The organism is Spirosoma lacussanchae (genome assembly GCF_005870035.1).
Classification (GTDB): Bacteria; Bacteroidota; Bacteroidia; order Cytophagales; family Spirosomataceae; genus Spirosoma; species Spirosoma lacussanchae.
The window spans coordinates 82843-94494 of sequence record NZ_SWJG01000004.1; the positions used below are offsets into that span (position 1 = coordinate 82843).

Annotated in this window: 7 protein-coding genes; 1 reads left to right on the plus strand and 6 read right to left on the minus strand. The window is 54.3% G+C overall.

Features of this window, described 5'->3' with window-relative positions; all coding sequences use genetic code 11:
• Positions 1-4: 4 nt before the first annotated feature.
• Genes FBR45_RS16235 through FBR45_RS16260 form a run of 6 tightly spaced genes read right to left on the minus strand, consistent with a single transcriptional unit; the run spans position 5 to position 9578 of the window.
• Entirely contained in the window at positions 5-715 is a 711-nt protein-coding gene (locus FBR45_RS16235; protein WP_171044910.1) for an MBL fold metallo-hydrolase, read from the minus strand.
• Positions 712-1962, minus strand: a complete 1251-nt coding sequence (locus tag FBR45_RS16240) for an MFS transporter (protein ID WP_138504188.1) — start codon at positions 1960-1962, stop codon at positions 712-714. Before FBR45_RS16240 ends, FBR45_RS16235 begins: the two co-directional genes overlap by 4 nt.
• A 3-nt stretch (positions 1963-1965) precedes the next feature.
• Positions 1966-2775 (minus strand): SDR family NAD(P)-dependent oxidoreductase, encoded by an 810-nt coding sequence (locus FBR45_RS16245; RefSeq protein ID WP_246082269.1) that lies wholly within the window; start codon positions 2773-2775, stop codon positions 1966-1968.
• A gap of 1 nt (position 2776) precedes the next feature.
• On the minus strand, positions 2777-4960 hold the full coding sequence (locus tag FBR45_RS16250; RefSeq protein ID WP_138504190.1) for a DUF6259 domain-containing protein: 2184 nt from the start codon (positions 4958-4960) through the stop codon (positions 2777-2779).
• A gap of 34 nt (positions 4961-4994) precedes the next feature.
• A complete protein-coding gene (locus FBR45_RS16255) occupies positions 4995-6485 on the minus strand; it encodes a RagB/SusD family nutrient uptake outer membrane protein (protein WP_138504192.1) in 1491 nt (496 codons plus the stop codon).
• A gap of 30 nt (positions 6486-6515) precedes the next feature.
• Positions 6516-9578: a SusC/RagA family TonB-linked outer membrane protein gene (locus FBR45_RS16260; RefSeq protein ID WP_138504194.1), complete on the minus strand. Its 3063-nt coding sequence runs from the start codon at positions 9576-9578 to the stop codon at positions 6516-6518.
• A gap of 169 nt (positions 9579-9747) precedes the next feature.
• Here FBR45_RS16260 and FBR45_RS16265 point away from each other — a divergent pair, with 169 nt between their 5' ends.
• A complete protein-coding gene (locus FBR45_RS16265) occupies positions 9748-10866 on the plus strand; it encodes a LacI family DNA-binding transcriptional regulator (RefSeq protein ID WP_138504196.1) in 1119 nt (372 codons plus the stop codon).
• The last annotated feature ends 786 nt before the right edge of the window (positions 10867-11652 follow it).

Below are 11652 nucleotides of genomic sequence, written 5' to 3' on the forward strand. Positions count from 1 at the left end.
GTGATTAAAAATTAACCGGTACTCCCGGTTGCATCAGTTGAGTTTTGATGCCGTTCTGATGACAGTTTCGGGCAAATTCCAGCGGGTCAGCGGTATTTTCGGCGAACATGCCGTAATGCATCGGAATAGCCAGGGCGGGCCTGAGTGCGCTGGCAACCCGCACCGCTTCGGTAAGATTCATGTTACCCAGCCGACCGTTGATGACGATAAACGCGATGTCGATCGGTTCGGAGCAAACAGCCTGTATATCATTCAGGTAGGCATCTGTCAGCATCGTGTCGCCACTGTAGAAGATGGCTTTGTCCTGCACGTGTAATAACAAACCAACCGCCAATGGATCGCCGTGGTAAGCCGGCAGTGCCCGCAGCTGGAACCCGCCCGCCTGGTAGACCGAACCAACCGGTAACGGGACCAGTGTTGATTCGTCAAAGTCAAATTCGCGCGCCTTCTTCATGACGCTCTCGGGTCCGATGATCCGTGCCCTTGGGTACGTTTGATGGATGATCGGCAAGGCGATGGGATCGAAATGATCCAGGTGATCGTGCGTGATGAAGATTAGGTCAGGGTGCAGGTCAGCGATCGGAACGGGTGCTTTCATGAGTCGCTTAAGGCCGTGCTTCTGCTCGACAATATCACTGTAGAATGGGTCGATGAGCAGCCGCGCGCCCTGGCTTTCTACCAGATAGCCGCTTTGACCCAGCCAGGTTACGTTCATGCGCTTACAGGGGTTAAGGGTTGCTGGACCCGGTCTTTCTGAAAATACCACCGGAGCGTAGACCATACACAAAGGCCACCCAGGAGATAGGCCAGCCCCAGCGAAGAGAGGCCGTTCGACAAACCAACCGTGGGTTTGAGATAACCAAGCAGAAACGGAACCAGAGCCGCTATGACGTAGGCAAACATGGCCGACAGCCCTACCGCCGTGGAGCGGTAGGGCGGCTCAATGACCTCAAACAACGTGGTGTAGAGATTGGCTTCGTACAGGCCCCGGCAAAAACCAAACCCGGCCAGACAAACAAACGTCCAGAACGGGGTGGCGGCCTGCCCCATACCGACAATGAAGGGTACCCCTAGCAGTAAGCCCCCGCTTTGGATCACCAGCCGGTATCGAACCGAGCGCATCGCCAGCCTGTCGGACAGCCAGCCCCCACCCATCACCCCCACAAAGGCGGCAACGTGGTGGTAAAACATGGACGTAAAGCCCGCTTCGGCCACCGACAACCCAAACTTCTCGTGCAGAAACGTGGGGGTCCATACCGTATAGCCCACGTTGACAACCACCAGCGTCAGAAAAGCACCGCAAAGCAGTCGAGCGGCCGGTTTGCGCAGTAGCGCCAGCAGGGCTTCTTTAAAAAATGCCGGTTGCTCCGCTCCTGAAATTGTTGCGGCCAGTGTTGGTGTTGGGCGCAAACGAACGAACAAAACAGCTGACAGGATAACCCCGGCACCGCCGAACAGATAGAACGCATTCTTCCAGCCGTACTGCTGGGCAATGTAGCCGCCCAACGCCCCGCTCACCACTACGCCCGCGTAGAGCGAGGTCTGGTGGATGGACATGGCCAGTGCTCGCGTTTGGTGATGATGCTGGCTAATGAGTCCGTTGGCCGCCGGTGCGTAAAAGGCTTCCCCGCCCCCCACGGCCAGACTCCTGAGTACAATCAGCTGAAGCAGGCTGTTACTTAGCCCCGTTAGCAGGGTCGCTGCACTCCAGAACAACAACGAAAACCCGATGATCCGTTTGCGGTTCAGCAAGTCGCCCGCTATACCCGCCATGGGGATCATCAGACCCAGCGTCAGTGCAAACAGCGACCCCACCAGTCCGGCCTGCGCATCGGTCAGTCCCAGATCCGTTTTGATGAGTGGCAGCGAAACATTAAAAATCTGCCGGTCAGCCTGATTGAAGAAGAACGCCAGCCAGAGCCAGAGCAGCAGTTCCCAACGGTATCGATCCTGTTTTTTCATCGGCTAGCGCATATTCATTCCACCATTCACATCGAGCACCGTACCGGTGATGTAGTCGCCCCCTTCCCCACACAGAAACGCAACCGCCAGCCCAACGCTGCGGGGCTTTCCCAAGCCAAGGGGTACGGTGGCACTAAGTTTTTTCGTGCCTTCCACGCCGTGGGTGTTCAGCATCAGTTCAGTCTCAATGATTCCCGGCGCCACGGCATTAACGTTGATTCCCAGCGGGGCACCCGTACGAGCCAGGGTTTTGGTCATGCCCAGCATCCCGCTCTTGGTGGAGGTGTAGTGCATATGGCCGTACATCGATCCCCGCTCCGCCACTACGGAGCTGATGTTGATCACGCGTCCATACTGCTGTTCCGCCATCATCATCATAGCCTCTTTGGCGCACAGAAAGCAGCTCGTCAGGTTGGTATCCAGCACGTAACGCCAGTCTTCCAGGCTGATTTCGAAGATGTTTTTGTTTTGTGAGGTGCCCGCGTTGTTGATCAGGATATCCAGGCGGCCAAAGTGCTGTTTAACAGCAGTAAACATGGCTTTCACCTCATCTTCCCGGCTTACATCGGCTTCGTAGGCCAGCAGATTGCGACCCAGTTCCCGGATTTGTTCGGCCACGACTTCCCCATCGAGGTTCAGTTTTTTGTCATTCAGCACGATGTCAGCTCCCTGCTCGGCCAACACGAGGGCAATTCCTTTTCCAATGCCACGCGCAGCTCCGGTAACTAAGGCAATTTTGCCTTCCAGGGGTAAGGGCATCATCCGTTCAGACGAACCGGGTTTGGGTTGAGGGCTTCTCACTACGTTCGCCATATCAGTTGTTTTTTCCGTAAATCAGCAGACGGATCGAGTTTGGTTTTAGAGTACTTGCCGGGGAGACAGTCGCCGTGCCGCCGGCCCGATGGTCCGGTTCGTGGGCTTCTACTAATCGGTAACCGGGCACGTTAATGGTCACGGAGCGATGCGCTGACGGGCTTGTATTCCAGACCACTATGCCCAGCTGGTTGCCCTGCCGAAATCCTTTGGCAGTAATATCGGGGCCACTGACCTGAAAGCCTTCTTCATCGACGAAGGTGCCCATCCGCAGAAACGACGCGTGGGCGTTTTCGAACCGGATCAAATCCAGTACGTATTGAGTAGCGACCTCGGCCGGGGCTTCTCTGATTTTGGCCGGAACGGGTGGGTAGTAGGTTACTTCAGCGTAGCTCTCGGCGGTGGGCATTTTCCCTTTCACCAGATAGTCTACATCTTCTTCATACCGGCTTTCAATTTCGTGGCGGAGGCCATACACGGTCGCGAAGTTGGCTTCGGCGCGGGTAATCATCGGGTTTGCGTTCCGCTGCGTTTCGACCAGTTCGGGGAAGGTGTACCGGTACAGGGCCGGAAACGAATACTGCGCCGACCCAAAGCCGATGGGTTCGATAGCGGTACCGATGCCCCAGCCGTGGTGGTAATCGATATTGTCCAGCACGCCGTCGTGGGTTGCTTCGGTCATGATGATAAACTCCGGGTCCAGCTTTTTCATGGCCGTTCGAATCTCGTTAAGCATCATAACCCGGTATTTAGTGCCCGATTCCTGGGGTAGCTTATGATCCTGAATTTTCGAAAAATTCAGCAGGGCTCCCTTTACCCCCGCCTGATCGTATAGGATACCATCGGCACCCAGCTCCCGGGCCTGAAGGGCCAGGTTCATCATCGTTTTGCGCCAATAGGCTGAGCTGTAGGAGCTTTCGACAAAAACGACGGGCGTGGCACTGTTGTACTTCCGGATGCTGCTGGTATAAGCCATCTGGTCCTCCCGAACGGCCATGGTCTGGTTGCCGGCGTGTTTATAATACTCGCTCGTAGCATCCATCATGGTGGCATTGGCATACAGGATGACCTTGAATCCACGTTTGTGCGCGCGCTCGATACCCGCTTTCAGAGCCGATTGCCCACCCAGTAAATCATCCGGTATCCAGTTAGGAAAAAGTCGGTCGTGTCCGCCATGCGCCCAGCCGAACAGGCCCAGGGTTTTGAGTCCATACCGGTCCGCGATGTCACACAGCTTGTCGATCTCGTCATAGCGCCACATCACGTAGCCGTTCTGTTGTTTCAGTATGGCCAGAAACCAGCCCGCATCCTGCTTTACCCAGGTCGGCAGCGTCGGTAGTGTAAACTGACTTAGATACCAGGTCCGGTAGCGCTTTGCCCCCGTATGCCACGTTCCTGCATACGGAGCGACCAGAATGTCAGGAACAACGTAGGTGGGGCTAAACACCGGGAAGGTGATGGCCGAACTAAACGATGCAGAGGGCGTATGGTAAGCCACCTCGAACTGTTTCTTGGTCCGGTCTGCATCGTGACACCCGATGTACAATCCCTGCTGGGGGGTGTTGATCGTAAACCATTGCATGCTGCCCCGTCCACTGGGGTAATCGAAGGACAGTTTGCCCAGGCTGGCGGGATCAGTATAGCATCGGCCGAGCGATTCGGGCCAATAAACACTGGGTTTACTATCCTTTGCCTGAATCTCGGACAGGATCGGATAAGTGAGGTCACGAAGGAACCACGGAGACGCGTCGGGTTTAGCGGCCTCTACACTCAGGTTGCCGCTAAACACAAAGGCATCATTTTTCACTCCGACACGGAACATTACTTTTAGAGGCAGCGCATGCCCTCCGCCCTGCAACCCACTGTACGTCAAGACGATTTCATTACCCGTCTGCGCTACCTCAGGGCCTGCCCCCGGCAGTACTTCTACCAGTTTTGGGGCTAGGATGGTGCTTTCCAGGCGGTTTTGCAGGGTCAGCTTCCAGAGTTTTGACAGGGGCGTGCGGGTTGTCAGGGTCGCGCTCCCCTTCGGCGCAATGGTCAGGTTTCCCTGCCGGTCGACGGACAGCGTGGCTTGGGTGGTGGAGAGCCGTACCGACTGGGTCAGAGCCGTCAGTGGCCATAGACCGGCAGCCAGCAGCGCCAATCCGAGATAAAGTGGACGTAAGGAACGTATATGTTTCATAAATAATGAATCAGCGTTAGACAGGCGGGCATGGTCAATACCCGGGATTCTGGTCGGCCTGTGTAAGGGCCAGATTGGAGTTAAGTTCGGAAAGGGGAATGGGAAACAACGTGGCTCCCTCCCTTACGTTTTTGCCCTGGGCTTTGATGATGGCCGGAAACTGACCCGTGCGCATCAGGTCGAATAGCCGTTTGTTTTCAATGACAAATTCCAGGCTCCGCTCCCGGATAACTGCCTGCCGGAACGCGCCCTTGCTCAAACCCAACGGCACGTCGAACTCCGAGGGAGCGTTCAGCGGCACTTTGTACCCCCGACGCCGGACCTGATTGACCGCATCGTAGGCGGCCGGCGGGGGGCTGGCAGCGGCTTGTGACGCAGCTTCGGCAAAAATTAACAGCACATCCGCGTAGCGGTGAATGATCGGGTTGCACGGACTGTTACCGTTTGACACTTCGTTGGGAGCGTTGTACTTGCCAAAGCCCGGAAACGGTTGGGGATAATCGAATACGCTGACAAGTTTGCCTGCCTTGTTGATAAACTTATCGTAGGTCGAAGCCGCCTTGCGCCCGTCTTTACTATCCCAGTTGAGCCAGATGTCAGATTTTTGCTCTACCGACCAGTTGGCGCTACCCAGAAAACAATTCGGGTTGTCGGTGCCTCCGGCATGGTTGAAGGAAGCGAACCAGGTACCAATCGTTGGCCCATCGAACTGAATCGACTGGATAATTTCGGCATTGGCTTCGTTGCTGATGGAAAAAACAGACCTAAAATCCGGCAGTAGCTGGTATTGCTTTGAGTCGATCACCTCTTTGGCCTTATCGGCGGCCTGCTGCCAGCGTTCTGTAGTCAGATATACCTCTGCCAGCAACGTCTGAGCCGCTCCCCGGGTCGCTCGTCCCCATTCGGCAGCCGGGCGTGTCAGCGGCAGTACTTTCTCGGCTTCCAGCAGATCGGCTACAATCTGCTCATAAACCTTGTCTGTGGGCACCTTCGGGTTGTTGGTCTGACCAGTCGACTGAATCTCTGTTGTCGGCATAGGTACGCCACCGAAGAGCCGGACCAGGTTGAAGTAATTGTAAGCCCGCACATATCGGCACTCACCAACCAGGGAGGCCCGACGTGCTTCGTCCATTGAAATCGTCGGAAGCCGCTGGATGCCCGTATTGGACCGGTTGATGCACAGGTACATCTGCTGCCAAAGCGCCGTATGAAACGGGTGGTCGGGTGTAATATTGAAGTTATCGACGGCCTGGAAGGTGGCATTCCTACCGATCATCACCTGATCGTCGGCCAATAAACCGACGTTATAAAAGTTGCGCCTGAAATAATCGTCGCTGGTGAAAGGCTGATAGGCCGCAATAACGGCGGCTTCGGCATCGGCGGCCGTTTTATAGAAATTGTCGGCCGATACGAAACTGTACACCTCTTCCTGCAACGAATCCTGACAGCCCGGCAGCAGGGCCAGCGAGAGCGACAGGCTCAGCGAAATCAGCCCCCGACGGAGGAGTGTTTGACGTGTGTTCATGAGTTGATTACTTGTCGGTTTAAGAATGCGTTAAAAACCCAGTCGCAGGCCGGCTGTCCACATTTTGGCCGCCGGATAAGCCCCGATATCGACACCTTTTCGAAGATCGGAACCTGCCGTTGAGCTTACCTCCGGGTCGAACCCGGTATACCGCGTCACCGTCAGCAGGTTCTGGCCGCTCACGTAGACCCGAGCTGACCGTAACCACTTTACGCCCAGCGATCCCACCGGAAGATTGTAGCCCAGTTGAATGTTCCGCAGCCGGAAGTAGGAAGCGTCCTCGAAAAAACGGTCGGATACCAGCGGACTGACGCTGGATGCGCGGGGATATTTGGCGTTTACATTTCTGTTTTCGGTCGTCCAGCGGTCAGTGATGTCGGCTACCTGGTTGTTGCCCCGGGCAAACACATCACTGAGGGTAAAATTGTTGGCATTGAAGACCATGGCCCCCTGCACACCCTGAAACAAAATATTCAGGTCAAAGGGGCCGTAGGTGAGCTGCGAGGTGAGGCCGTAGATCAGGTCGGGGTTCGGCTTGCCCAGAATCGTCCGGTCGTCGGCCGTGATCCGGCCGTCCCCATTGAGGTCTTTGTACCGTTGCTCGCCCGCCCGGGCGTTAGGCATCAGACTGGTAGCGCCCTGGTCTTCTCCCCACAGGCCGTCGCGGACATAGCCAAAAAAGGCCGACACCGGCTGACCCTCGCGGATGATGTTGACCGGCAAATCGACGGGTGAAGTGATCAGCGGGGCAAAAAACTGCCCCCCACGAACGGCTACCGACTGTACCCGGTTCTGATTGGTCGACAGGTTCAGCCCGGCATTCCAGCGCAATTTTCTGCGGTTGAGGATTGTCCCATCTATCGAAACATCGAATCCCTGGTTGCGGATAGAACCAGAATTGAGCAAAATGCTGCTAAATCCGGATGAAATCGCGACCGGTACCTGAGCCAGCAGATCGGTGGTGTTCTTGACGTAATAATCGAGGCTTAGATTAACCCGACTATTCAGGAAGCTAACATCAAGCCCGGCGTCATACTGTGTGGTGGTTTCCCACTTCAGGTCCGGGTTCGCCATCGTCGTGACGGCAAAGCCTACCACAGGTGCCTGAGTAACGCCCTGAATGCTGGTGACGGTATTGAGCCGGTTTAACGACTGATAGTTTCCAATTTCCTGGTTCCCCGTTACGCCTATACTCGTGCGTAGCTTCAGATCAGAAATCCAGCTCACCGCCTTCATAAACGGTTCTTCGGACACCCGCCAGGCCAGCGCGGCTGACGGAAAAAACCCCCATTTATTACCGGATCCAAACCGGGAAGACCCATCGGTCCGGGCCGAAACGGTTAGCAGATACCGGTCCTTGAAGCCATAGTTGACTCGGCCCAGCCACGACAACAGCGAGTTTTTGCTCCGGCCCGACCCGGGCAAACCCGGACTGTTGCCTGCCGACAGGTTATCCGTCCCAAACAGGTCGACGGCAAAGTTCTGAGAGCTGGCCGACAGCGACGAGAATACGCTTTCCTGCCAGGTAAATCCGCCTGTGGCGTCGAGGCTGTGATTCGCTCCAATCTGTTTTTTATACGTCAGAATATTTTCATTGAGGTAGGTCGACCCCTCCCCCGTGAAAACACTGGCCTGGCCGGTCGATCCGGGGAGCTTCCGGGAAAAATAGCGGTCGGTACGGTCACTACTATAGTCGATTCCCAGTCGAACACTCAGCGCCAACTCAGGCGAAAAAGCATACGTCAGGTTCGTATTGGCCAGGATCCGGTTCGTAACCAGCTGGTTACTGAACTCCTGAGCCAATGCCAGCGGATTGGTACCGAACGGCTCCGTTGCCGGAATGGTGTTGACCCGGAAATAGCTGCCGTCTGCGTTGTACACCGGGGCCAGCGGTGCGCTGATCAACGCGTTATATACCACCCCATTACCGAAATTAATGCTGGTTCGGGCCTGCTGGTTGATGCTTCGCGATGCGGTGATGCTGGTCGACAGACTCAATTTACGGCTGATGGTATTATCCATGTTTACCCGCACGGAACCCCGTCTGAAGCCGGAGCCAATCACGATGCCCTGCTGATCGAACCAGTTGCCCGAGATGGCGTATCGACTGGTTTCTGACCCGCCCGAGAACGACAGGGCATAATTCTGGATCGGTGCCGCCTGGAATAGCTCTTCCTGCCAGTCGGTACTGACGGGCCAGCTGCTTTTATCGGGAAACGGAAGGGTGGTTTGCCCGAGGTTCCGGGCTTTTTCGTTAGCCAGATCCATGTATTGGGAACCGTTCAGCAACGGTAGTTTACGCCGAACGGTCTGTACACCATAATAGGCTTCGAAATCAACAGTACCGGGTCCGGCTTTGCCGCGTCGAGTCGTTATGATGACGACCCCGTTGGCGCCCCGAGCACCGAAGATGGCGGTTGCCGACGCATCCTTGAGGACTTCCATCGAAACAATATCGTTGGGGTTGATGGTTGCCAATGGGTTGGTCGGCTGCGACTGACCGTCGTTCGTCCCGATGCTATTATATACCGGAAAGCCGTCGATCACGTAGAGAGGTTCGTTACCACCAAGAACTGAATTCCCTCCGCGTACCCGGATGCTGATAGCCCCACCCGGTGCCGAATTCGACTGGATCACCTGTACCCCGGCAACCCTTCCCTGCAGGCCTTGCTCGGCCGAGGTGATGGGCATCTCTTTAATAGCCTGTGCCGACACTGACGCAATGGAGCCGGTTACGTCCCGTCGTTTCTGCGTACCATAGCCGACTACTACCACCTCGTTCAGCGACTTATCGTCGGCAGCCAGCGTCACGCTGATTTCGGTCCGATTTCCCAGGACCACTTCGGTATTCTGGTAGCCAATGAAACTAACGGTGAGCGTTGCCGTAGGGCTTGCGGTCAATGTAAAGCGGCCATTGGCATCCGTTGTGGTACCCGTAGCGGATCCTTTAATCACCACCGATGCTCCGGGCAAAGGCGAGTTATCAGTCCCTGAGAAGACAATACCGGTCACTTTTTGCTGACCAAACACCGGGTTCAGGATTGAAAAGCAAAGCGTGATTAACAGCGCTAAATAGGCGTATAGGCGTTTCATCTGTAATTGGCCTTGGTTAAGGGTTAGTAGTAAATTTGGCACAATTATAATAGCACATTTTCAATATACAACTGCACAATTTTATGCAAACGTTTGCGGGAACGTGTGCATAAAAAATTATTTTTGTGGCGTTTATTTTCGCTATCTATTTCCCTCCTGTTCCATAGCTATGCCCCGTCTAGACCGCAGTCGCCGTACCAATGTTACCATTGTTGATATTGCTGAAAAGCTTCAGATTTCCTCGTCGACGGTATCCCGGGCGTTGCGTAATCATCCGGATATTCGACCTGAGACCGTTGAGGCCGTCAAGAATATGGCCAAGAAGCTGAACTACCAGCCCAACACCCAGGCCCAAAGCCTGCGCGAACGCCGGACACGGCTCTTGGGCGTACTGGTTCCGGAGATTCAGCAATTCTTTTACAGTTCGGTCCTCAATGGCATCGAAGAGGTTGCCTTCCGAAAAGGGTATCAGGTTGTAGTATGTAAATCAGGCGAAACCTACGAGCGCGAAATGCTTCAGGCCTCAGCCATGGGAAATCAGGTAGATGGGATGATTGTGTGTCTATCGCAGCAAACCCGTAAAACTGAGCACTTCAGGCAGTTAAAGCAACAGGGCATGCCGCTGGTGTTTTTTGACCGGGCGCCTGAACGCTTTACTGCCCATAAAGTAGTATTCGATAATGAAGCCCATACGTTTCTGTTAACTGAACATCTGCTCAAATCAGGTTTTAACCGAATTGCCCTGTTAACCGGCCCGCCCCACCTGATTAGTTGCCAGGAGCAGATTCGGGGGTACGAAAAAGCCCTTGACCGCTACCGAAAAGGTGACGATACAGCGCGGGTACAGACAGTAGGGTTTGGCTACCAGGATGGCTGTGTGGGGTTTCAGAAGTTGATGAAGCAGCCAGCCCCGCCAGATGCTATCCTAGCAGGCAGCGACCAATTGGCCTTCGCCACTTTATTGGAAGCGCGCAGCATTAAACTGAACATTCCCAGTCAGTTAGGACTCGCCGTTTGTGGGGGCGATCCGTTTCATGCCCGATTCGAAAACGCGGTGACAAGCCTGACGGCGAAAGGGTTCGAGATGGGCAGCCGGGCCGCATACCTCTGCATTCAGGACATTGAAAATACCGACAAAGCGACTAAGGCCCGAACCGAACGAATCACTTCCGACATTGTGATCCGGCATTCCAGTGTTCGTCCGCAGGGCGGTGAGTACGCGACTGGTGACTACAGCCGGCACATATCCACTCATGAGCCAGGTGCCGACGAGGTACACATTTATTAAATAATCAACGAAAGGCGGGCAGGAATCTGCAAGTAGAGTCACTCACAAGACGTCGCTGATTTACTCATTCAGGCATAGTCGCCCGATCTGGCAGGGTGAAAACGGCCCGGTTTAAACTCATCAGTTTATCAAAAAATACCGTTAATATGGCCTCGCAGGAGTAGGCACCATGCTCCCTTTTTTGAGCCCATCGGTATTTTGGCTTCAACCATGTAGTAACATTTGATACTGATGAATAGTGGAATCGACAAGCATGTGTACCTAATTAAGTTTTACGCAACCGCGCCTTTTAGTTAGCGAGGCCAGTTGGCAGATCGAATTAGAAAAGGACGGGATAACTGAAGGCCCGGCTATAAGGGCCTAAAAACAAAAGCCCGGCTGCAAGGGCGACCGGGCGTTGTGATATTCTCAATATACTTTATTCTACCAATACATTAACAAAAACCGTGCCTATGTTCAGCATTCATGTCGCTGAATTATTTTACCTATTTATTAAACGGAAATTTTTATATAAAACTCTAATTATCAATTAATTAACTATCAATAATTAACCTATAGACCTTATTACTAATTTAACCTTTGCAACACTGGCACGAAACCTGTTAGGCCGAAAAATGGCCTAGACCCTGAGCTCTCAGCTGTAAATCAGCACATTACTGACTTATTAGTTACTATGTCCACTTATTTTCATGAGCCGCCCCAGTCCAAATCTTTAACCTGAGTCGGGTCATTCATCAGCGGAATCACCGAAATACGCACCCGTTATGAGCCGACAATTTACACTCG

Excerpts from the sequence above, each read along its gene's own strand:
- FBR45_RS16235 (WP_171044910.1), bottom strand. The coding sequence starts at position 715 with ATGAACGTAACCTGGCTGGGTCAAAGCGGCTATCTGGTAGAAAGCCAG.
- FBR45_RS16240 (WP_138504188.1), bottom strand. The coding sequence starts at position 1,962 with ATGAAAAAACAGGATCGATACCGTTGGGAACTGCTGCTCTGGCTCTGG.
- FBR45_RS16245 (WP_246082269.1), bottom strand. The coding sequence starts at position 2,775 with ATGGCGAACGTAGTGAGAAGCCCTCAACCCAAACCCGGTTCGTCTGAA.
- FBR45_RS16250 (WP_138504190.1), bottom strand. The coding sequence starts at position 4,960 with ATGAAACATATACGTTCCTTACGTCCACTTTATCTCGGATTGGCGCTG.
- FBR45_RS16255 (WP_138504192.1), bottom strand. The coding sequence starts at position 6,485 with ATGAACACACGTCAAACACTCCTCCGTCGGGGGCTGATTTCGCTGAGC.
- FBR45_RS16260 (WP_138504194.1), bottom strand. The coding sequence starts at position 9,578 with ATGAAACGCCTATACGCCTATTTAGCGCTGTTAATCACGCTTTGCTTT.
- FBR45_RS16265 (WP_138504196.1), top strand. The coding sequence starts at position 9,748 with ATGCCCCGTCTAGACCGCAGTCGCCGTACCAATGTTACCATTGTTGAT.